The 21,212-nt window shown below is 70.0% G+C and carries 17 protein-coding genes; 3 read left to right on the top strand and 14 right to left on the bottom strand.

Translation table 11 applies throughout. The features are described 5' to 3' along the window. Positions 1-8: 8 nt before the first annotated feature. The 10 genes from LOC65_RS17645 to LOC65_RS17600 form a co-directional block, all read right to left on the bottom strand. On the bottom strand, positions 9-4,739 hold the full coding sequence (locus LOC65_RS17645) for a glutamate synthase-related protein (RefSeq protein ID WP_230248486.1): 4,731 nt from the start codon (positions 4,737-4,739) through the stop codon (positions 9-11). Between the two features lie 414 nt (positions 4,740-5,153). Beyond that, positions 5,154-5,828 (bottom strand): transposase, encoded by a 675-nt coding sequence (locus LOC65_RS17640; RefSeq protein ID WP_009855446.1) that lies wholly within the window; start codon positions 5,826-5,828, stop codon positions 5,154-5,156. Between the two features lie 5 nt (positions 5,829-5,833). Next, positions 5,834-6,985 carry a deoxyguanosinetriphosphate triphosphohydrolase gene (locus LOC65_RS17635; RefSeq protein WP_230248485.1) on the bottom strand — a complete coding sequence of 384 codons (1,152 nt, stop codon included), beginning with the start codon at positions 6,983-6,985 and terminating at the stop codon, positions 5,834-5,836. Next, on the bottom strand, positions 6,982-8,073 hold the full coding sequence (gene aroB, locus LOC65_RS17630; protein ID WP_230248483.1) for a 3-dehydroquinate synthase: 1,092 nt from the start codon (positions 8,071-8,073) through the stop codon (positions 6,982-6,984). Before aroB ends, LOC65_RS17635 begins: the two co-directional genes overlap by 4 nt. A gap of 34 nt (positions 8,074-8,107) precedes the next feature. Beyond that, on the bottom strand, positions 8,108-8,692 hold the full coding sequence (locus tag LOC65_RS17625; RefSeq protein ID WP_009855449.1) for a shikimate kinase: 585 nt from the start codon (positions 8,690-8,692) through the stop codon (positions 8,108-8,110). 103 nt (positions 8,693-8,795) lie between these two features. Further along, entirely contained in the window at positions 8,796-10,955 is a 2,160-nt protein-coding gene (gene pilQ / locus LOC65_RS17620) for a type IV pilus secretin PilQ (protein WP_009855450.1), read from the bottom strand. Beyond that, on the bottom strand, positions 10,952-11,482 hold the full coding sequence (locus tag LOC65_RS17615) for a pilus assembly protein PilP (protein WP_009855451.1): 531 nt from the start codon (positions 11,480-11,482) through the stop codon (positions 10,952-10,954). Before LOC65_RS17615 ends, pilQ begins: the two co-directional genes overlap by 4 nt. Further along, positions 11,482-12,171: a type 4a pilus biogenesis protein PilO gene (locus LOC65_RS17610; RefSeq protein ID WP_009855452.1), complete on the bottom strand. Its 690-nt coding sequence runs from the start codon at positions 12,169-12,171 to the stop codon at positions 11,482-11,484. Before LOC65_RS17610 ends, LOC65_RS17615 begins: the two co-directional genes overlap by 1 nt. Positions 12,172-12,178: 7 nt before the next feature. After that, on the bottom strand, positions 12,179-12,805 hold the full coding sequence (locus LOC65_RS17605) for a PilN domain-containing protein (protein WP_009855453.1): 627 nt from the start codon (positions 12,803-12,805) through the stop codon (positions 12,179-12,181). Then, positions 12,802-13,839 (bottom strand): pilus assembly protein PilM, encoded by a 1,038-nt coding sequence (locus tag LOC65_RS17600; protein WP_050801716.1) that lies wholly within the window; start codon positions 13,837-13,839, stop codon positions 12,802-12,804. The genes LOC65_RS17605 and LOC65_RS17600 overlap by 4 nt, the downstream gene beginning before the upstream one ends. A 306-nt stretch (positions 13,840-14,145) precedes the next feature. Between LOC65_RS17600 and LOC65_RS17595 the strand changes: the two genes are divergently transcribed. Further along, a complete protein-coding gene (locus LOC65_RS17595; protein ID WP_405048256.1) occupies positions 14,146-16,527 on the top strand; it encodes a penicillin-binding protein 1A in 2,382 nt (793 codons plus the stop codon). A gap of 25 nt (positions 16,528-16,552) precedes the next feature. Here LOC65_RS17595 and cyaY read toward each other — a convergent pair whose 3' ends face one another. Further along, positions 16,553-16,876: an iron donor protein CyaY gene (gene cyaY / locus LOC65_RS17590; protein WP_230248752.1), complete on the bottom strand. Its 324-nt coding sequence runs from the start codon at positions 16,874-16,876 to the stop codon at positions 16,553-16,555. 26 nt (positions 16,877-16,902) lie between these two features. On the opposite strand from cyaY, the gene LOC65_RS17585 reads away from it, so the two are divergent. Together LOC65_RS17585 and lysA are read left to right on the top strand one after the other, a co-directional pair. Then, positions 16,903-17,049 (top strand): LPS translocon maturation chaperone LptM, encoded by a 147-nt coding sequence (locus LOC65_RS17585; RefSeq protein ID WP_206026697.1) that lies wholly within the window; start codon positions 16,903-16,905, stop codon positions 17,047-17,049. After that, positions 17,046-18,320: a diaminopimelate decarboxylase gene (lysA, locus tag LOC65_RS17580; RefSeq protein WP_230248482.1), complete on the top strand. Its 1,275-nt coding sequence runs from the start codon at positions 17,046-17,048 to the stop codon at positions 18,318-18,320. The genes LOC65_RS17585 and lysA overlap by 4 nt, the downstream gene beginning before the upstream one ends. Here lysA and LOC65_RS17575 read toward each other — a convergent pair. Genes LOC65_RS17575 through LOC65_RS17565 form a run of 3 tightly spaced genes read right to left on the bottom strand, consistent with a single transcriptional unit; the run spans position 18,317 to position 21,209 of the window. Next, on the bottom strand, positions 18,317-19,285 hold the full coding sequence (locus LOC65_RS17575) for an ABC transporter ATP-binding protein (protein WP_230248480.1): 969 nt from the start codon (positions 19,283-19,285) through the stop codon (positions 18,317-18,319). The genes lysA and LOC65_RS17575 overlap by 4 nt on opposite strands. Beyond that, complete coding sequence (locus LOC65_RS17570; protein ID WP_230248478.1) at positions 19,282-20,265, bottom strand: ABC transporter ATP-binding protein; 984 nt, start codon at positions 20,263-20,265, stop codon at positions 19,282-19,284. Before LOC65_RS17570 ends, LOC65_RS17575 begins: the two co-directional genes overlap by 4 nt. Then, on the bottom strand, positions 20,265-21,209 hold the full coding sequence (locus LOC65_RS17565; protein WP_009855461.1) for an ABC transporter permease: 945 nt from the start codon (positions 21,207-21,209) through the stop codon (positions 20,265-20,267). Before LOC65_RS17565 ends, LOC65_RS17570 begins: the two co-directional genes overlap by 1 nt. Positions 21,210-21,212: the final 3 nt, after the last annotated feature.

Here is a 21,212-nt window from a genome sequence, read left to right as displayed (position 1 = left end):
TGTTCGGGTTACTTGGCGGCGACGGCGGCGGAGGCGCGGGCCTTGCCGGTGGCGGCTTCGGCCTGGGCCTTGGCGGCACGTTCGGCGAGCGCACGCTTGTATTCGTTCGGGAACACCTTGACGAACTTGGCGCGCGAGGCGGCCCAGGCGTCGAGCAGCTCGCGGGCGCGCAGCGAGCCGGTCCAGCGGTGGTGGTCCTCGATGAGCTTCTTCAGCAGCGCCTCGTCGGCCATGCCGCGGTGCCAGGCCGAAGCGTCGCCGGCCTGCTCGTCGCGCGGCAGCACCTTCTCCAGCGTGACCATGCTGGTGTTGCAGCGGCGCGCGAACTCGCCGTCCTCGTCGAAGACGTAGGCCACGCCGCCGGACATGCCGGCGGCGAAGTTGCGGCCGGTCTTGCCGAGCACGACGACCGTGCCGCCGGTCATGTACTCGCAGCCGTGGTCGCCGGTGCCTTCGACGACGGTCGAGGCGCCCGACAGCCGCACCGCGAAACGCTCGCCGGCGACGCCGCGGAAGAAGGCCTCGCCGCTGGTCGCGCCGTACAGCGCGGTGTTGCCGATGATGATGTTCTTAGTGGCGTCGCCGCGGAACTCGATCGACGGGCGCACGACGACGCGGCCGCCCGACAGGCCCTTGCCGGTGTAGTCGTTGGCGTCGCCGATCAGGTACAGCGTGATGCCCGGCGCGAGGAAGGCGCCGAAGCTCTGGCCGCCGGTGCCTTCCATCTGCATGAAGATCGTGTGGTCGGGCAGGCCTTCGGGGCGGTGGCGCACCAGCTCGCCCGACAGCATCGCGCCGACGCTGCGGTTGCGGTTGCGCGCGTCCTCCATGAACTGCACCTTCTCGCCGCGCTCGATCGCCGGGCGGCAGCGTTCGATGAGCTTCAGGTCCAGCGCCTTCTCCAGGCCGTGGTCCTGCTCCTCGCAGTGCAGGCGCGGCACGTCGGCGGCGACGGCGGGCTGGTGCAGCACACGGGCGAAGTCCAGGCCGCTGGCCTTCCAGTGCTCGATGCCCTTCTTCATGTCGAGCAGGTCGGCACGGCCGATCAGCTCGTCGAAGGTGCGGATGCCCAGCTGCGCCATGATCTGGCGCGCTTCCTCGGCGACGAAGAAGAAGTAGTTGACGACGTGCTCGGGCTTGCCGGCGAACTTGCGGCGCAGCACCGGGTCCTGCGTGGCCACGCCCACCGGGCAGGTGTTGAGGTGGCACTTGCGCATCATGATGCAGCCCTCGACGACCAGCGGCGCGGTCGCGAAGCCGAACTCGTCGGCGCCCAGCAGCGCGGCGACGACGACGTCGCGGCCGGTCTTCATCTGGCCGTCGGCCTGCACGCGGATGCGGCCGCGCAGGCGGTTCAGCACCAGCGTCTGCTGCGTCTCGGCCAGGCCCAGCTCCCACGGCGTGCCGCAGTGCTTGATCGAGCTCCACGGCGACGCGCCGGTGCCGCCGTCGTAGCCGCTGATGACCAGGTGGTCGGCCTTGCACTTGGTGACGCCGGCGGCGATGGTGCCGACACCGACCTCGGAGACGAGCTTGACGCTGATCGACGCACGCGGGTTGGCGTTCTTCAGGTCGTGGATCAGCTGCGCCAGGTCCTCGATCGAATAGATGTCGTGGTGCGGCGGCGGGCTGATCAGGCCGACACCCGGCACCGAGTAGCGCAGGAAGCCGATGTACTCGGAGACCTTGCCGCCCGGCAGCTGGCCGCCTTCACCGGGCTTGGCGCCCTGGGCCATCTTGATCTGGATCTGATCGGCCGAGACCAGGTACTCGGTCGTGACGCCGAAGCGGCCCGAGGCCACCTGCTTGATCTTCGAGCGCAGGCTGTCGCCTTCCTGCATCACGTAGTCGGCTTCGATGACCTTGCTGCCGACGACGTCCGACACCTTGGTGCCGGCGGCGATCTTGATGCCCTTCAGCTCGTTGCGGTAGCGCGCCGGGTCTTCGCCGCCTTCGCCGGTGTTGCTCTTGGCGCCGATGCGGTTCATCGCCAGCGCCAGCGTCGAGTGCGCCTCGGTGCTGATCGAGCCCAGCGACATCGCGCCGGTGGCGAAACGCTTGACGATCTCGGACGCCGGCTCGACCTCGTCGAGGGAGATCGCCTTGCTCGGGTCGACCTTGAACTCGAACAGGCCGCGCAGCGTCATGTGGCGGCGGTTCTGGTCGTTGATGATCTGGGCGTACTCCTTGTACGTCTCCCAGCGGTTGCCGCGCGTCGCGTGCTGCAGCTTGGCGATCGCGTCGGGCGTCCACATGTGCTCTTCGCCGCGGGTGCGCCAGGCGTATTCGCCACCGGCGTCGAGCATGGTCGCGAGCACCGGGTCATCGCCGAAGGCCGCCAGGTGCATGCGCACCGCTTCCTCGGCGACCTCGAAGACGCCGATGCCGCCGACCTGGCTGGCGGTGCCGCGGAAGTACTTCTCGACGAAATCCTTCTTCAGGCCGATGGCCTCGAAGATCTGGGCACCGCAATACGACATGTAGGTGCTGATGCCCATCTTCGACATGATCTTCGAGAGACCCTTGCCGACGGCCTTGATGTAGTTGTAGATCGCCTTCTCGGCCGACAGCGCGCCGGGCAGCTCGGCGTGCATCGTCGCCAGCGTTTCCAGCGCCAGGTACGGGTGCACGGCCTCGGCGCCGTAGCCGGCGAGCACCGCGAAGTGGTGCACCTCGCGCGCCGAGCCGGTCTCGACGACCAGGCCGGCCGTCGTGCGCAGGCCTTCGCGCACCAGATGGTGGTGGATGGCCGACAGCGCCAGCAGCGCGGGAATCGCGACCTGGCCGCGCGCCATGCGGCGGTCGGTGATGATCAGGATGTTGTGGTCGCTCTTCAGCGCATCCACCGCTTCGGCGCACAGCGAGGCCAGCTTGGCCTCGACGCCTTCACGGCCCCAGGCCAGCGGGTAGGTGATGTCCAGCTCGTAGCAGCGGAACTTGCCGTGGGTGTGCTTCTCGATGGAGCGCAGGCGCGCCATGTCGTCGAAGTCCAGCACCGGCTGCGTCACCTCCAGACGCATCGGCGGGTTCACCGCGTTGATGTCCAGCAGGTTGGGCTTCGGGCCGATGAAGCTGTTCAGCGACATGACGATGGCCTCGCGGATCGGGTCGATCGGCGGGTTCGTCACCTGGGCGAACAGCTGCTTGAAGTAGCTGTACAGCGGCTTGTTCTTGTCCGACAGCACGGCCAGCGGGCTGTCGTTGCCCATCGAGCCGATCGCTTCCTCGCCGTTGGCGGCCATCGGGGCGAGCAGGAACTTGATGTCTTCCTGCGTGTAGCCGAAGGCCTGCTGGCGGTCGAGCAGCGTCTCGGCGAACGAGACCGGCTCGGCGTTGACCTGCACGTCGTCCAGGCGCACACGCACGTTGTCGATCCACTGGCGGTACGGGCGCGCGTTGGCGAACTGGTTCTTCAGCTCCTCGTCGTCGACGATGCGGCCCTGCTCCAGGTCGATCAGGAACATCTTGCCCGGCTGCAGGCGCCACTTCTTGACGATGCGGTTCTCGGGGATCGGCAGCACGCCGGACTCCGAGGCCATCACGACGAGGTCGTCGTCGGTGACGATGTAGCGCGCCGGGCGCAGGCCGTTGCGGTCCAGCGTGGCGCCGATCTGGCGGCCGTCGGTGAAGACCATCGCCGCCGGGCCGTCCCAGGGCTCGAGCATCGCCGCGTGGTATTCGTAGAACGCGCGCCGGCGCGTGTCCATCAGCTCGTGGTTCTCCCAGGCTTCCGGGATCATCATCATCGCCGCGTGCGCGAGCGGGTAGCCCGACATCGTCAGCAGCTCGAGCGTGTTGTCGAAGGTGGCGGTGTCGCTCTGGTGCTCGAAGCTGATCGGGTAGAGCTTCTTCAGGTCGTCGCCGAGCACCGGCGACTTCATCACGCCCTCACGGGCGCGCATCCAGTTGAAGTTGCCCTTGACGGTGTTGATCTCGCCGTTGTGCGCGACCATGCGGTACGGGTGCGCCAGCGGCCATTCCGGGAAGGTGTTGGTCGAGAAACGCTGGTGCACCAGCGCCAGCGCCGAGGTCGCACGCGGGTCGGCGAGGTCTCGGTAGTACAGGCCGACCTGGTCGGCGAGCAGCAGGCCCTTGTAGATCACCGTGCGGCAGCTCATGCTGGGCACGTAGTACTCGCGGCTGTGCGTCAGCTTCAGGCGCTGGATGGCGGCCGAGGCGGTCTTGCGGATCACGTAGAGCTTGCGCTCCAGCGCGTCGGGCACGATGACGTCGTGGCCGCGGCCGATGAAGACCTGACGGATCACCGGCTCCTTCTGGCGCACCGTCGGCGACATCGGCATCTCGCGGTCGACCGGCACGTCGCGCCAGCCGAGCAGCACCTGGCCCTCGGCCTTGATCGCACGCTCCATCTCCTGCTCGCAGGCCAGGCGCGAAGCGTGTTCCTTCGGCAGGAAGATCATGCCGACGCCGTACTCGCCGGGCGGCGGCAGCTCGACGCCTTGCGCGGCCATCTCGGCGCGGTACAGGTCGTCGGGGATCTGGATCAGGATGCCCGCGCCGTCACCCATCAGCGCGTCGGCGCCGACGGCACCGCGGTGGTCCAGGTTCTCGAGGATCTTCAGGCCCTGCTCGATGATCGAGTGCGCCTTCTGCCCCTTGATGTGGGCGACGAAGCCGACACCGCAGGCGTCGTGTTCGTTGCGCGGGTCGTACAGGCCGCCTTGGGCGAGCTGGACTTCGTCGACGGTCGCGGGCGTGGCGGGGGCTGCGTCGCGCATGGCGATCTCCGGGCAATCAGGGGGGAGCGCGAGCCTAACCCACGCCCTCTATAAGGGCAAGTACGAATAAATGGGGTCAGACACCAACAGACAATACGATCGACAAGCACGCCGCATTAAATGGGGACATAGTCATGTTCCGCGACAGTGCACCGGAGCGCGGGCCCGGTGCGTGCGAGGCGACGATCGCCCGAATGTCGGCCGCACCCGGCGCGGGTCGCCGTGAGCTGGTGCGCGGCAGCGGGAGCCCGCACCACGAGCGACCGGCGACACGCACGAGCGCGCCGGGCGTGCATTCGGGAATGTCCGGAGGCCGCCGGGTGGGCGGCCACGCGCCGGCTCAGCCCTCCTGCGTGAAATCGCGCTCGGGCCTGAGCCTGGCGTGCAAGGCCTTCCGGCCTTGCACGTCCCGGCTCAGCCCGGCCGGCGGGCGGGGGCCGGCGCCGGGCGCGCCGGTCGTCCCCGCGGACGGGGCCGCAAGGGCCGGGCGGTCTGCTCGCCCAGGCGGGCCAGGAAGCTCGGCCCCCCGACGGCCCAGCCGCCCAGCGCGGCTTCGCGCAGTGCCGCCGCCTGGGCGGGCGGGACGCCGGTGTCGAGCAGACGGCGGTACGCGGCTTCGCGCTCGAACGGCGTGTTGCCCAGTTGCCAGACTTCGGGCGGGTCACTGACCAGCGGGTCGCGACCGCCGGTGCGGTGCGCCGCGCTGGAACACGGCGCCGCCGCGTCGACCAGCCGCAGCGCCGCCAGCAGCCAGTCACCCGGCTCGACCGGCGCGCAGCGGTAGCGCCCGTCCCACAGCGTGCCGCGGCCGCCGTGGCGCTGGCGATAGGCCGCGACGTAGCGCCGGCCCAGCGACTGCATCATGCGCGAGAGCGCGTCCTCGGCCGGCGGTGTGGCCAGGATCTGGACCTCGGTGTCGGGCAGCGCGTAGGCGTGGATCGCGACCCGCTGGGCCACCGCGGCCTCGCGCAACGCGGCGACGAAGGCGCGCCGATCCTCGTCGTCGGCGAACACGCTGCGACCGTCGTGGCCGCGCTGCACCACGAGGTGGCCGCAGCCGGGCAGCACGAGCCGAGGCAGCCGCGCCATCGCGATCAGAGCGCGAACAGGTCGCGGCCGGTCAGCCGCTGGTGCTCGCGCAGCGCGAAGCGGTCGGTCATGCCGGCGATGTAGTCAGCGACCGCACGGTGGAAGTCGCTGGCACCGGCGTAATCGGCCGGCATCTCCTGCGGCGCCGAGACATAGGCCGCGAAGAGTTCGGCGACGACAGTGCGCGCACGCACCGTCACGTCGACGACCTGCGGGTGGCGGTACAGCTCCTTGAACAGAAAGCGCTTCAGCTCCGAAAGCGGCTCGCGCACCTCGTCGCTGAAGGCGGCAATGCGCGGCAGCCGTCGCAGCGCGTCGGCATCCTCGGGCTGGTGCCTGGCAAGCTGGCGGTTCGTCTCGTCGATCAGATCGTAGACCAGCGCCGACAGCAAACGCCGCAGCGTCTCGAACAGCAGGCGCCGCGGCGGCATCGCCAGCAGCTTCGGGTGCGCGGCGAGCGCCTCGTCGCGGAAGCGCGCATACAGCGCCAGCTCGTCGAGCTGCTCCATCGTGATCAGGCCGGAGCGCACGCCGTCGTCGACGTCGTGGGCGTTGTAGGCCACCTCGTCGGCGAGGTTGACGATCTGCGCCTCCAGCGAAGGCTGCGTGCCGTCGAGGAAACGCCGCGCCGGGCCGTCGGGCTCGGCGGCGCACATCAGCTCGGCGTGATGGCGCGAGCAGTGTTTCAGGATGCCTTCGCGCGTCTCGAAGCTGAGGTTCAGGCCGTCGAACTCCGGATAACGCTGCTCCAGCTTGTCAACGACACGCAGGCTCTGCAGGTTGTGCTCGAAGCCGCCGTGCTCGGCCATGCACTGGTTCAGCACGTCCTGGCCGGCGTGGCCGAACGGCGTGTGGCCGAGGTCATGGGCCAGCGCCAGCGCCTCGATCAGCTCCTCGTTCAGGCGCAGCTGGCGCGCGATCGAACGCCCGAGCTGCGCGACCTCCAGCGAATGCGTCAGCCGGGTGCGGAACAGGTCGCCTTCATGGTTGACGAAGACCTGGGTCTTGTAGACCAGGCGCCGGAAGGCCGTGCTGTGCACGATGCGGTCGCGGTCGCGATGGTGCTCGGTGCGCGGCGCCGCCGAGCCTTCGTCGATGCGCCGCCCGCGGCTGCGCCACGGGTCGACCGCCCACGGAGCCAGCCCGGTGCCGTTCACGCCACGAGATGGCGCTCGATCGCCTCGGCGACCAGCGCGTCCGGCGCCGCGCACACGACGGCGCGGCCCGGGGCCTCGATCAGCACGAAGCGGATCTCGCCGCCTTCGGCCTTCTTGTCGACGCGCATCAGCTCGAGGTAGCGCTCGATGCCCAGCCGCGGGCCGCGCACCGGCAGGCCGGCACGTTCGCACAGGCGTTGCAGGCGCTCGACGAAAGCCGGCGGCACCAGACCCAGCAGCGCCGACAGCTCGGCGGCCATCACCATGCCGCAGCCGACGGCTTCGCCGTGCAGCCATTCGCCATAACCCAGGCCGGCTTCGATCGCGTGGCCGAAGGTGTGGCCGAAGTTGAGGATCGCGCGCAGACCGGCTTCGCGCTCGTCCTGGCCGACGACCTCGGCCTTGATCTCGCAGGAACGCTGCACCGCGTACGCCAGCGCGGCGCGGTCGCGCGCGCGCAGCGCGTCGACGTTGGCCTCGATCCAGTCGAGGAAGCCGGCATCGGCGATCGGCCCGTACTTGATGATCTCGGCGAGTCCGGCGCTGACTTCGCGCGCCGGCAAGGTGTCCAGCGTGTCGAGGTCGCAGATCACGCGGCGCGGCTGGTAGAACGCGCCGATCATGTTCTTGCCCAGCGGGTGGTTGATCGCGGTCTTGCCGCCGACCGAGGAGTCGACCTGCGCCAGCAGCGTCGTCGGCACCTGCACGAAGGGCACGCCGCGCATGTAGCTGGCGGCCGCGAAGCCGGTGATGTCGCCGACGACGCCGCCGCCGAGCGCGTAGAGCACCGTCTTGCGGTCGCAGCCACGCGCCAGCAGGTGGTCGAAGATCAGGTTCAGCGTCTGCCAGGTCTTGTACGCCTCGCCGTCGGGCAGCACGACGGTGCTGACGTCGCGGTGCAGCGGCGCCAGCGCGCGGCGCAGCGCGTCGCCGTGCAGCGGGTCGACCGTGGTGTTGGTGACGATGACGGCATGGGCCGCACGCGGCAGGCCCTGCCAGCACGCGGGCGCGGCGAGCAGGCCGCCGCCGATCAGGATGTCATAGCGCGAATCGGGCGTCGCGACGGAAACGGAGACGGGTTCGCTCATGGCGGCGACAGTGTACGGCGCCGTCCGAGACGCCTCAGTGGCGGTCGGCGGCGCTCGACGCCTCGGCGGGCGGGTGGTCGATCGGCGACGGCACGCGGCCGGGATCGACGAGGCCGGCCAGCTCCAGCTGCATCAGCACCATGCCGATCAGCGAGGGCACCGACGGCCGCGTGGTCTCGACGACGAAGTGCGCGCAACGGCGGTACAGCGGATCGCGGTCGCGGAACAGCTCGCGCAGCCGGCGTTGCGGATCGCCCACCTGCAGCAGCGGCCGCGTCGTGTCGTGGCGCAGGCGGCGGAACAGCTCTTCCGGCGTCGAGCGCAGATAGAACACCTGCGTGCGCGAGTGCAGCGCCTCGCGGTTGGCCGGCCGCAGCACGGCACCGCCGCCGGTGGCGAGCACGCAGCCGGGCTGGCGCGTCAGCTCGTCGATCGTGCGCTGCTCGAGGTCGCGGAAGGCCTCCTCGCCGTGGGCGGCGAAGTAGTCGCGGATGCTGATGCCCAGCGAGCGCTCGATCTCGGCGTCGCTGTCGACGAAACGCAGCCCGAGCTGCCGCGCCAGATGGCGCCCGACGGTGGACTTGCCACTGCCGGGCATGCCGACGAGGGAGAGGATCACGCGACGAGGCTCCGGGAGCGAGCGCCGCACCGTCCGGCCTGCCGGCCCGCTGCGGCACGCGCGGGCACGGCAGGCGAGCGCCTCAGGTCCGACACGTCAGGCGTCAACGCACCGCAGCCCGGTCGGTCACGATCTTGGGCGTCAGGAACACCAGCAGCTCGGTCTTGCTGGAGGTACGCGTGGTGCTGCGGAACAGGACGCCCAGCCCCGGGATGTCGCCCAGCAGCGGCACCTTGCTGACGTCGGTGCTCTCGCTTTGCGTGTAGATGCCGCCGATGACCACCGTGCCGCCGTTCTCGACCAGCACCTTGGTCTTGACGTGCTTGGTGTCGATCGCGAAGCCGGCGGCGGTCGAACGGCCGACGCTGTCCTTGTTGACGTCGACGTCGAGGATCACGTTGCCTTCGGGCGTGATCTGCGGCGTGACCTCGAGCTTCAGGCTGGCCTTGCGGAAGCTGATCGAGGTGGCGCCGCTGGAGGTGCTCTCCTGGTATGGCAGCTCCTCGCCCTGCTCGATCAGCGCCTTCTCCTGGTCTGCGGTGATGACCCGCGGGCTGGAGACGATCTTGCCCTTGCCGTCGGCTTCCAGCGCCGAGAGCTCCAGGTTCAGGAAACGCGTCAGGCTGGAGTTGAACAGCGACACCGCGAAGGTCGGTGCCGATGTGACGCCGCTGAAGTTCGACGACGAGATGTTGGCCGGCAGGTTGACGAACTGGGTGCTGTTGAAGCCCGGGTCCTTCAACAGCTGGCCCGTCTGGTAGCCGACGTCGTCGTAGTTGCCGCCGACACCGACGCCCACACCGCCGTTGTTGTAGAACTTCGGCGCGGCATTGGCGCCCAGCTTGACCCCGAGCGCCCGCCCGAAGGTGTCGTCGGCCTCGACGATGCGCGCCTCGATCATCACCTGGCGCACCGGGATGTCGATCTTGGCGATCAGCTGGGTGATCTCCTCGAGCTTGCTCGGGATGTCAGAGACGAAGAGCTGGTTGGTGCGCGTCTCGAAGATCACGCTGCCACGCGGCGACAGGATGCGCGAGGCATGCGACGAGCCGCCGCTCTGGCCCTGGTTCTGGCCCAGCAGCCCCTTGGCCACGACCTCGGCCTTGGTGTAGTTGAGCTGGAAGGACTGGGTGCGCAGCGGCTCGAGCTCGGCGACCTTCTTCTTGGCCTCCAGGTCGACCTGCTCCTTGGCGGCCAGCTCCTCCTTCGGCGCGATCCAGAGCACGTTGCCGGACTTCTTCACGCCCAGGCCCTTGCTCTGCATGATGATGTCCAGCGCCTGGTCCCAGGGCACGTCCTTCAGCCGCAGCGTGACGGTGCCGGTGACGGTGTCGCTGGTCACGACGTTGAAGTTGGTGAAGTCGGCGATGACCTGCAGCAGCGCCCGGACCTCGATGTTCTGGAAGTTCAGCGACAGCTTCTCGCCCTGGTAGCCCGGGCCCTGCGTCAGCTTGTTCGGATCCATCTTCAGCGGCCGGACCTCGAGCACGAACTGGTCGTCGGTCTGGTAGGCGCTGTGCTCCCAGGCGCCGGTGGGCTCAACGACCATGCGCACGCGGTCGCCGGCCTGCACCGTCGACACCATGCGCACCGGGGTACCGAAGTCGGTGACGTCCAGCCGGCGGCGCAGCGCGTCGGGCAGCGTCGCGCGCGGGAACTCGACGACGAGGTTCTGGCCCTGCTGGCGCAGGTCGACGCCGAGCTGCGCGCTCGGCAGCGCGACGACGACGCGGCCGGCGCCGTCGGCACCGCGGCGGAAGTCGATGCCGCGAATGCTCTGCGTCTCGACGTTCTGCGACGGCGCGAAGTGAACCGGCTGTTCGGCCACGGCGATCTGCGGCGCCACGGTGTTCAGCACCAGCAGCAGCGCGTTGCCCTGGATCTGGGCCTGGTAGCTCGTCGGCTGCTTCAGGTTGAGCACCAGACGCGTGCGGTCGCCGGCCTGCGCGATGCTGACCGAGCGCAGGTTGCCCTGGTTGACCTCGACGCTGTTGCGGCCCATCGCGTTGCCGACGCCGGGCAGGTCCACCGCGATGCGCGGCGGGTTCTGCACCGAGAAGCCGTTGGGCACCGCCGCCAGCGGTTCGCTGAGTTCGATGCGCACGACCTCGCCGCCGGCCTGCTGGGTGCTGCTGACCGACTGGATCGCCGGATCGGCCCAGGCAGCCGGGGCGAGCAGCAGGCCGCTGGTCGCGATGGCCGCAAGAACGGCTCGCCAGTTGAACATCGTTCGAATCTCCTCGGTGTCCTTCATCGCCGTCATCGCGCCCTCTCCTGCAGTTGCAGCACGGCCGGGCGCTCGACCCACTCGCCGGCGGCGTCCTGCACGACCTCGCGCAGCGCGATCTCGCTTTCGGCGATGCGCATCACACGGCCATAGTTCTGGCCCAGGTAGTCACCCACCTTGACCTGGTACAGCAGGTTCTCCACCCGCAGCAGCGCGAACTGCTGGCCTCCCCGCACGACGCTGCCGACCATCGACATGCTGTCCAGCGGGTAGGCCTCGAGCGGCTCGCGGCGGCGGTTCATCTCCGACGCCAGCAGGGAGTTCGGCTGCCGCGCCTCCTGCTTGAGGGCGACCGACAGCTTCTGGTTGCTGAACGGCTCGACCCCCTGAGCCTGGGTGTAGGGCTCGGGGTCGAAGCGCTTGGGCGCCTGCAGCGGCTGCACGCTCGGCTTCACCTCGCGCCGCTGCTGGTCCATCCAGGCCTGGAGTTCCTCGTTCTGGTCGGCACAGCCGGCGACCAGCGCGGCGGCCAGCGCGAGCGCCAGGCCGGTTCGGGCGGGCATCACTTGCGGCCCCCCTTCTTCTTCTGCTGCGACGCGGCCGCCTTGCGCCGCTCTTCGACCTCGGACGGGTCGAGATAGCGGTAGGTGCGCGCGGTGGCCTCCATCGCCAGCATGCCGTTGGCTTCCTTGGGCATCTGCGTGATCGTGAGGTTCTGCAGCGTGACGATGCGCGACAGGTTGGCGACGTCGGCGGCGAACGCCCCGACGTCGTGGTAGCGCCCGGAGACCTTGATCGAGATCGGCAGCTCGGCGTAGTAGTCCTTGACCTCGACCTGGCCGGGACGGAACAGCTCGAACTGCAGGCCGCGGCCGAGGCCGGCCTGGTTGATGTCCGACAGCAGCGCGTCCATCTCGGCCTTGCCCGGCAGCTGGCGCTCGAGCTGGGTCACGTACTCCTGCACCTGCTCCTTCTGCTTGCGCAGCTCGCCGATGTTGACCGCCTGCGAGAGCTTGTTGCGGTATTCGGTCTTCAGCGCCGGCTCGCGGTCGCGCTCGGCCTGCAGTTCGTCGTTGGCCGCCGACAGCAGCAGGAACCAGCCGAGCACGACGGTCACCAGCGCGGCCGCGGTCCAGGCCGCGGCCTTGGGCAGCGGCGGCCACTGGCCGGGCTCGTTGACGTTGATCCCGCGGAACTGGGAGGCAGCCCGTTCGAACAGGCCGCCGAGGTCGATGTTGACGTTTCGGGCCATGCTCGCCTCAGGAAGACTTCGCGGCGACAGCCGAGGCACCCTTGGCGGGCGCCGAGGCGGCAGCGGCGGGGGACTGCGGGCGCTTGAGCGTCACGCGCATCGAGAAGTCGAACAGGCGCGAGGTGTCGCGGCTGTTCGCCTGGGCGCTGCGGGCCTTGATCTCGACGAGCTCGGGGCGCTCCAGCCAGGGCGAGTTGTACAGCGCGTTGCGCAGGAACTCCGAGACGCGCTCGTTGGTCTGCGCCACGCCGGCGATCGTCACGGTGCGCCCGCTCTGGCGGATGCTGGTCAGGTACACACCCTCGGGCGTCTGCTTGACGAGTTCGTTGAGCAGGTAGACCGGCGTGTTGCGGTCGGTCTGCAGGTCCTCGACCGCCTTCTGGCGGGACTTCAACGCCTCGATCTCGCTGCGCAGCGTCGCGATGTCCTTGATCTCCTTGTCGAGCACGGAGATCTTCGACTTGAGGAAGGCGTTGCGGTCGGCCTGCGTCGAGGTCATCTGCTGGAGCGCGGTGTACCAGACGCCGACGGCGGCCACGCCGCCGCAGGCAGCCAGCCCCAGGCCGACGAGGAAGGCCCGCTTGCGCTGGCGCCGCTTCTCCTCGCGATGCGGCAGCAGGTTGATGAGGATCACTGCATGAACCTCCGCATCGCGAGGCCGCAGGCCGTCAGGTACGACGGCGCTTCGCGGCGAACGCGGCTTTCACGCACGGCCGAGCCGAGCTGCATGTTGTCGAATGGATTCACGACCTGCGAGGCGAAGCCGGTGAGTTCGGTGACACGATCCTTCAGGCCGGGCAGCGTCGCGGTGCCGCCGGCAAGCATCACGTAGTGCACCTTGTGGTGCGGCGTGCTGGTGAAGAAGTACTGCAGCGCGCGGCCGATCTCCTGCGACAGGCTGTCGACGAAGGGAGCGAGGATCGCGCTCTCGTAGTCCTCGGGCAGGTCGCCGGAGAGCTTCTTGGCCTCGGCTTCCTCGAAGGACAGGCCGTACTGGCGGCTGATCAGCTGGGTGAGCTGCGAGCCGCCGAAGGCCTGGTCGCGGTCGTAGAGCATGTCGTCGTCGCGCAGCACCTTCAGGCTGGTGGTGTCGGCGCCGATCTCGAACAGCGCGACCAGCGCGTCGCGGCCCTCGTTGGGCAGCGCCGCGACGACCCGGCTCATCGCCAGGCGCGAGGCGTGCGACTCGATGTCCAGCACCACCGGCTTCAGCCCGGCGGCCTCGGCCAGGCCCTGGCGGTCCTGCACGCGGTCCTTGCGGCTGGCGGCGATCAGCACCTCGACGTCGCCGGCGGAGGTGGCACTCGGGCCGATGACGCAGAAGTCCAGGCTGACCTCGTCGAGCGAGAACGGGATGTACTGGTTGGCCTCGGACTCGACCTGCAGCTCCATCTCCTCGTCGCGCAGGCCGGCCGGCAGCATGATCTTCTTCGTGATGACGGCCGACTGCGGCATCGCCATGACGACGTTCTTGGAGCGCGTGCCGCTCTTGGCGACGACGCGGCGCACGGCTTCGGCGACCTCGTCGAACTTCTCGATCTGGCCGTCGGTGATCCAGCCCTTTTCGAACGGCTCGGTGGCGAAACGCTCCAGCACGAACTCACCGGAGGGCGCGCGCCCCAGCTCGACGAGCTTGACGCTGGACGAGCTGATGTCCAGCCCGATCATGGGTGGGTGCTTGCGGCCCAGAAGATTGTCGAGAAAGCTCAAAGCGCACGCTCCCCAGGCAGGCGGGATCCAACCCGAGCTTGTTAAAGAGTTACTTGAATGCTAGCAGTAAAGCCTTTGTAAACCGCAGAGAAACGGGCGCAACTACTGCACGGTCGGCAACGAATCCGCGCCCTTGCTGGCGGCATCGCAACACCCCGCGGCGGCCGGGCGGCAACACGACGTGAGGAATGTCACGGCGCCGGCCATGAAAACCCGCCGGCGGACGCATTCCTATAATCCCGGCGACCTCTCCACGGGATCCCCATGTCCTCTACCGATCCCGCGCCCGAGCGCCCGCCGGCGCCTTCCGGTGGCGCACCCCGCTCCCGCCCGCGACGCACTGCCGGCAGCCTGCTGCTGCTGGCCCTGGCCTGGCTTGTCGGCCTGGCGCTCGCGGCCGTCGTCTCGCTCGTGATGGTGGTCGGCGTCGCGCTGGCCGTGGCCTACCCGCAGCTGCCGGAGATCGCCAGCCTCACCGACTACCGGCCCAAGCTGCCGCTGCGCGTGTTCTCCAGCGACGGCGTGCTGCTCGGCGAGTTCGGCGAGGAGCGGCGCAACTTCACGCCGATCGCGCAGATCCCGCAGGTGATGAAGAACGCGGTGCTCGCCGCCGAGGACGCACGCTTCTACGAACACGGCGGCGTCGACTACAAGGGCGTGGCCCGCGCGGCGATCGAGAACCTGCGCGACGCACGCAGCCAGGGCGCGTCGACGATCACGATGCAGGTGGCGCGCAACTTCTACCTGTCGACCGAGAAGACCTTCACGCGCAAGATCTACGAGATCCTGCTGGCGCTGAAGATCGAGCGCCAGCTCTCGAAGGACCAGATCCTCGAGGCCTACATGAACCAGATCTACCTCGGCCAGCGCGCCAACGGGTTCGCCGCGGCCGCGGAGATCTACTTCGGCAAGAAGCTCGCCGACGTGACGGTGGCCGAGGCGGCGATGCTCGCCGGCCTGCCCAAGGCGCCATCGGCCTACAACCCGATCGCCAACCCCAAGCGCGCCGAGCTGCGCCAGCGCTACATCATCGAGCGCATGTTCGAGAACGGCTTCATCACCGAGGCCGAACACGACGCCGCGCTGGAGCAGAAGCTGCACTACCGCGTACCCAGCGACATCGCGGTGCATGCCGAGTTCGTCGCCGAGCAGGTGCGCCAGCTGATCTTCGCCCAGTACGGCGAGGAGACCTACACCCGCGGCCTGAACGCCTGGGTGACGATCGACTCCCGGCAGCAGATGGCCGCCTACCGCGCGCTGCGCCGCGGCCTGATGGATTACGAGCTCAGGCGCGTCTACCGCGGCCCCGAGGCCTACATCGACCTGCCGGGCGATCCGGCGCAGGTCGACGCGCGTGTCGCCGAGGCGCTCGCCGACCACCCCGACAACGACGACCTGCGCAGCGCCGTGGTGCTCGAGGCCGCGCCGCGCAAGGTCGTCGCGATGCTGCAGTCCGGCGACACGATCACCGTCACCGGCGACGGCCTGAAGCCGGTCACCTCCGGGCTGTCGGAGAAGGCCGGGCCCAAGACCCAGATCCGCCGCGGCGCCGTGGTGCGTGCGATGCAGGACGCCAAGGGCAACTGGACGCTGACCCAGCTGCCGGAGGTCGAGGGCGCCTTCGTCGCGCTGGACCCGCGCACCGGTGCGCTGCAGGCGATGGTCGGCGGCTTCGACTTCGGCAAGAACAAGTTCAACCACGTGACCCAGGCCTGGCGCCAGCCGGGCTCGTCGTTCAAGCCCTTCATCTACTCGGCGGCGCTGGAAAAGGGCTTCACGCCGGCGACCGTGGTCAACGACGCGCCGCTGTTCTTCGACGCCACCGTCACCGGCAGCCAGCCCTGGGAGCCGAAGAACTACGACGGCAAGTTCGAGGGCCCGATGACGCTGCAGGCGGCGCTAGCCAAGTCCAAGAACATGGTCTCGATCCGGGTGCTGCAGTCGGTGGGCGCGCCGTTCGCCCAGGAATGGATCACGCGTTTCGGTTTCGAGCCCGAGCGGCATCCGGCCTATCTGACGATGGCGCTGGGCGCCGGCTCGGTGACGCCGCTGCAGATGGCCACCGCCTACGGCGTCTTCGCCAACGGCGGCTACCGCGTCACGCCGGTGATGATCACCCGGATCACCGACGTCAAGGGCCGCGTGCTGCAGGAGACCCAGCTCAAGCCGCGCGACGAGAGCATGCGTGTGCTCGACGAGCGCAACGCCTTCGTGATGGGCTCGCTGCTGCAGAACGTCGCGCGCGCCGGCACCGCTGCACGCGCGCAGGCGACGCTGAAGCGGCCCGACCTGTACGGCAAGACCGGCACGACCAACGACTCGATGGACGCCTGGTTCGCCGGTTACCAGCCGACGCAGGTCGCGGTGGTCTGGATCGGCTACGACACGCCGAGGAAGCTCGGCGACCGCGAAACCGGCGGCGGCCGCGCGCTGCCGGTGTGGATCGAGTACATGCAGACCGCGCTGCGCGGCGTGCCGGTGTTCGAGCCGCTGCCGCCGGCGGGCGTCGTCCAGCACGAGGGCGTCTGGATGTACGAGGAGTACCGCGACGGCGCCGGCGTCTCCAGCGTCGGCCTGAGCGACGCCGTGCCGCAGGCGCCGACAAACGAGGAACGCAGCACGATCCTCGACCTGTTCAAGCGCTGAACGCCGGCTCGCGCCGGCGCACGCTTCAGAACACGATCGGCTTGCCGGCCTGGGTGCTGGCGTGCCGGCTCAGCGCCTCGAAGAACTCGCTGCCGTCGCGCGTGTCGGCCCAGCGGCCGTCGACCCAGCGGTAGTGGAAGCCGCCGCCACGCGCGGCCAGCCACAGCTCCTGCAGCGGCGGCTGGGTGTTGACGACGATCTTGCTGCCGTTCGGGAAGGACAGCTCCAGCAGACCGCCGGTGCGCGTGGTGTCGATGTCGACGACGTCCTGCTGCAGCAGCCGGTCGGCGGTGGCCTCGATGCGTGCCAGCGCCTCCTGCGCCAGGCGGTGGTACTCGGCGTCGGTCAGGACCGTGCTCATAGAATCTTCCTGAAATGCGTCAACTCTCCCGAAACAGTGTAGTGCGCGGCGCCGCGGCGCTCGTGGCGGCCCTCGCCCTGACCCTGACGGCCGGATGCGGCCAGAAGGGCCCGCTGAAGCTGCCGGCGCCCGCCGGCGCGGCGTCGGGAGCGGCGAAGTGACGCTGCCCGGCCACCCCCACCTGGCGCGCGACGCCGACGGCGAGCTGCGGCTGGAAGGCCATTCGCTGGCCGACCTGGCGCGCCGCCACGGCACGCCGCTGTACGTCTACTCGCGCACGGCGATGCTCGACGCGCTCGCCGGCTACCAGCGTGCGCTCGAGGGCCTGCCGCACCTGATCTGCTACGCGATCAAGGCCAACTCCAACCTCGCCGTGCTGCAGACCTTCGCACGCGCCGGCTGCGGCTTCGACATCGTCTCCGGCGGCGAGCTGGAGCGTGTGCTGGCCGCCGGCGCCGAGCCGTCGAAGATCGTGTTCTCCGGCGTCGGCAAGACCGCCGCCGAGATGCGCCGCGCGCTCGAGGTCGGCGTGCACTGCTTCAACGTCGAGAGCCTGGGCGAGCTGGAACGCCTGGCCGAGGTCGCCGCGGCGATGGGCCGGCGCGCGCCGGTCAGCCTGCGCGTCAACCCCGACGTCGACGCCGGCACCCACCCCTACATCTCGACCGGGCTGAAGGACAACAAGTTCGGCATCCCGCACGACGAGGCGCTGGCCGTCTACCGCCGCGCCGCCTCGCTGCCGTCGCTGCAGGTCGTCGGCATCGACTGCCACATCGGCTCGCAGATCACGCAGCTCGAACCCTATCTCGACGCGCTCGGCCGCGTGCTCGACCTCGTCGAAGCGGTCGAGGCCGAAGGCATCGCGCTGGCCCACGTCGACGTCGGCGGCGGCCTGGGCATCACCTACACCGACGAGGCGCCGCCCTCGCCCGAGACGCTGGTGCGCGGCCTCGCGGACCTGATGCGCGCACGCGGCCACGGCCACCGCCAGTTGCTCGTCGAGCCCGGGCGCTCGCTGGTCGGCAACGCCGGCGTGCTGCTGGCCGAGGTGCAGTACCTGAAGCCCGGCGAGACGAAGAACTTCTGCATCGTCGACGCGGCGATGAACGACCTCGTGCGCCCGGCGATGTACGAGGCCTGGATGGCGATCGAGCCCTGCCGTCCCGGCGCCGGCACCGTGGCCGCCACCTGGGACGTCGTCGGCCCGGTCTGCGAATCGGGCGACTGGCTGGGCCGCGACCGCAGGCTGGCCGTCGCGCCGGGCGACATCGTCGCCGTGCTGTCCGCCGGCGCCTACGGCATGGCGATGGCCGGCAACTACAACAGCCGCCCGCGCGCCGCCGAGATCCTGCTCGACGGCGACGCCGTGCACGTCGTGCGCGAACGCGAGGACGCCCGGGCGCTGTTCGCGCTCGAACGCCTGCTCGCCTAGATCCGCCCCTCTTCCACCGCGTGGCAGGCCGTGCGGCCGCCGCGGCCGTCGTCGCGCAACAGCGGCCGTTCGACGGCGCAGCGCGACGCGGCGTGCGGGCAGCGCGGGTGGAAGGCGCAGCCGGTCGGCGGCGCCAGCGGGTTGGGCACCTCGCCGCGCACCGGCGTGCGCGCACGGCCGCTCATCGCGACGTCGGGGATCGCGTCGAGCAGCAGCCGCGTGTACGGGTGGCGCGGCGCCGCGAACAGCGCCCGCTTGGGCGCCTGCTCGACCAGCCGCCCCAGGTACATCACGCCGACCGCGTCGGCCACGTGGCGCACGACGGCCAGGTTGTGCGAGATGAACAGATAGGTCAGCCCGCGCTCGCGCTGCAGGTCCTTCATCAGGTTCAGCACCTGGGCCTGCACCGAGACGTCCAGCGCCGAGGTCGGCTCGTCGCAGACCAGGAACTCGGGCTCGGTGGCCAGCGCACGCGCGATCGAGATGCGCTGGCGCTGGCCGCCGGAGAACTGGTGCGGATACTTCACGCCGTCGGCCACCGCCAGCCCGACCGACTGCAGCAGCGCCGCGACACGCGCCTGCAGCTCGGCGCCGCGTGCCAGCCGGCGCTCGACCAGCGGCTCGGCGACGATGTCCTGCACCGTCCAGCGCGGGTTGAGGCTGGCGTACGGGTCCTGGAAGATCATCTGCAGCCGCTGCCGCGCCGCGGCGTCCAGCGGCCGGCCGTCGAACTGCAGCGTGCCGGCGCTGGGCGCGTACAGCCCGACCAGCAGCCGCGCCACCGTGCTCTTGCCGCAGCCCGACTCGCCGACCAGCGCCAGCGTCGTGCCGCGTTCGATGTCGAAGGACACGCCGTCCACGGCATGCACCACCTGACGCGGCTTGCCGCCGACGACACGCTCCAGCCACGGCGGCGAGACGTCGAACCGTTTGGCCAGGTCGCGCACCTGCACCAGCGCCGTCATGCCGCCGCCTCCTGGTCGGCGCCGACCCGCCAGCAGGCGGCGCGGGTCGTGCCGGCCGCCATCAACTCGGGGCGTTCGCTGCGGCAGCGTGCAAACGTGTGTCCGCAGCGCGGGTGGAAGGCGCAGCCGGCCGGGATCGCGCCCAGCCGCGGCATCGCACCGTCGATCTGCGCCAGGCGTTCGCGCTCGCCGTCCATCGCCGGGATCGAGCCCATCAGCCCGGCCGTGTACGGATGGCGCGCGCGGTGGATGACCTCGGCCACCGGGCCGATCTCGGCGATGCGGCCGGCGTACATCACGGCGACGCGGTCGCAGGTCTCGGCGATGACGCCCATGTCGTGCGTGACCAGCATCACCGCCGCGCCGTGTTCGCGGCAGACGCGCTTGAGCAGGGTGATGATCTGGGCCTGGATCGACACGTCCAGCGCCGTCGTCGGCTCGTCGGCGACGATCAGCTTGGGCTCGGCGGCCAGCGCCAGCGCGATGACGACCCGCTGGCGCATGCCGCCGGAGAACTGGTGCGGGTAGTGGTCGAAACGCTCGCGTGCCGCCGGGATGCCGGTTTCCTCCAGCAGCCGGATCGCCCGCGCCCTCGCCTCCTCGGCAGACACCGGCAGATGGGTGCGGATCGTCTCGACGAGCTGGCGGCCCACCGTGTACAGCGGGTTCAGCGAGGTCAGCGGGTCCTGGAAGACGGCGCCGATCGAGCGCCCGCGCAGCCGGCGCATCGCCTCGGGCGGCAGGTCGTCGATGCGCCGTCCTTCGAGGCGGATCTCGCCGCCGGCGATGCGCCCCGGCGGCTCCAGCAGGCCGATGATGGCCGCGCCGGTCAGCGACTTGCCGGCGCCGGACTCGCCGACGACGCCGAGGATCTCGCCGGCGCGGATGTCGAAGGAGATGTCGTCCAGCGCGCGCAGCGTGCCGCGGCGCGTGGGGAACTCGACGGCGAGGTGCCGGACTTCGAGCAGCGGAGCGTCCATCAGCGCAGCCTCGGGTTCAGCGCGTCGCGCAGCCAGTCGCCGAGCAGGTTCACCGACAGCGCGATCAGCACCAGCATCACGCCCGGGAAGATCGTGATCCACCATTCGCCGGAGAACAGGAAGTCGTTGCCGACGCGGATCAGCGTGCCCAGCGACGGCGAGGTCGGCGGCACGCCGACGCCGAGGAAGGACAGCGTCGCCTCGGTGAGGATGGCGGTGGCGACCTGGATCGTCGCCAGCACCAGCACCGGCCCCATCACGTTGGGCAGCACGTGGCGGCGCATGATGCGCAGCGACGGCACGCCGATGATGCGCGCCGCCTGCACGTACTCCTTCTGGCGTTCGACCATCGTCGAGCCGCGCACCGTGCGTGCGTACTGCACCCAGCCGGTCAGCGCGATCGCCAGGATCAGCACGCCGAAGGCCAGCGTCTCGTGGGCCTGCGGGAACAGCGCCCGGCCGACGCCGTCGATCAACAGCGCGACGAGGATCGCCGGGAAGGACAGCATGACGTCGCAGACGCGCATGATGAAGGCGTCGGTGCGGCCGCCGACGAAGCCGGCCAGCAGCCCGAGGCCCACGCCCAGCACCACCGACAGCGCCACCGAAGCCAGCCCGACGAGCAGCGAGATGCGCGCCCCGTACATCAGCGCCGACAGGATGTCGCGGCCCTGGTCGTCGGTGCCCAGCAGGTACTTCGTGCTGCCGCCGTCGATCCAGGCCGGCGGCAGGCGCGAGTCCATCAGGTCCAGCGTCGCCAGGTCGAAGGGGTCGTGCGGCGAGACCCAGCCGGCGAACAGCGCGCAGAACACGCAGACCGCGGCGATGACGGCCGCCAGGATCGCCGTCGGCGAGCGCTTGAAGCTGTGCCAGACGTCGCCGTCGAGAAAACGTGCCAGGCGGCCGGGCGGCCTGGGCAGGGAGGTGTCGGGAACGGGCGCCATCGC

Origin of the sequence: Rubrivivax sp. JA1055 (genome assembly GCF_020966565.1) — a bacterium.
Lineage (GTDB): Bacteria > Pseudomonadota > Gammaproteobacteria > Burkholderiales > Burkholderiaceae_C > Rubrivivax > Rubrivivax benzoatilyticus.
This window is presented reverse-complemented; position numbering and strand designations above follow the sequence as displayed.

Excerpts from the sequence above, each read along its gene's own strand:
- LOC65_RS17645 (WP_230248486.1), bottom strand. The coding sequence starts at position 4,739 with ATGCGCGACGCAGCCCCCGCCACGCCCGCGACCGTCGACGAAGTCCAG.
- LOC65_RS17640 (WP_009855446.1), bottom strand. The coding sequence starts at position 5,828 with ATGGCGCGGCTGCCTCGGCTCGTGCTGCCCGGCTGCGGCCACCTCGTG.
- aroB (WP_230248483.1), bottom strand. The coding sequence starts at position 8,073 with ATGAGCGAACCCGTCTCCGTTTCCGTCGCGACGCCCGATTCGCGCTAT.
- pilQ (WP_009855450.1), bottom strand. The coding sequence starts at position 10,955 with ATGACGGCGATGAAGGACACCGAGGAGATTCGAACGATGTTCAACTGG.
- LOC65_RS17615 (WP_009855451.1), bottom strand. The coding sequence starts at position 11,482 with ATGCCCGCCCGAACCGGCCTGGCGCTCGCGCTGGCCGCCGCGCTGGTC.
- LOC65_RS17610 (WP_009855452.1), bottom strand. The coding sequence starts at position 12,171 with ATGGCCCGAAACGTCAACATCGACCTCGGCGGCCTGTTCGAACGGGCT.
- LOC65_RS17600 (WP_050801716.1), bottom strand. The coding sequence starts at position 13,839 with ATGATCGGGCTGGACATCAGCTCGTCCAGCGTCAAGCTCGTCGAGCTG.
- LOC65_RS17595 (WP_405048256.1), top strand. The coding sequence starts at position 14,146 with ATGTCCTCTACCGATCCCGCGCCCGAGCGCCCGCCGGCGCCTTCCGGT.
- LOC65_RS17585 (WP_206026697.1), top strand. The coding sequence starts at position 16,903 with ATGCGTCAACTCTCCCGAAACAGTGTAGTGCGCGGCGCCGCGGCGCTC.
- LOC65_RS17575 (WP_230248480.1), bottom strand. The coding sequence starts at position 19,285 with ATGACGGCGCTGGTGCAGGTGCGCGACCTGGCCAAACGGTTCGACGTC.
- LOC65_RS17570 (WP_230248478.1), bottom strand. The coding sequence starts at position 20,265 with ATGGACGCTCCGCTGCTCGAAGTCCGGCACCTCGCCGTCGAGTTCCCC.
- LOC65_RS17565 (WP_009855461.1), bottom strand. The coding sequence starts at position 21,209 with ATGGCGCCCGTTCCCGACACCTCCCTGCCCAGGCCGCCCGGCCGCCTG.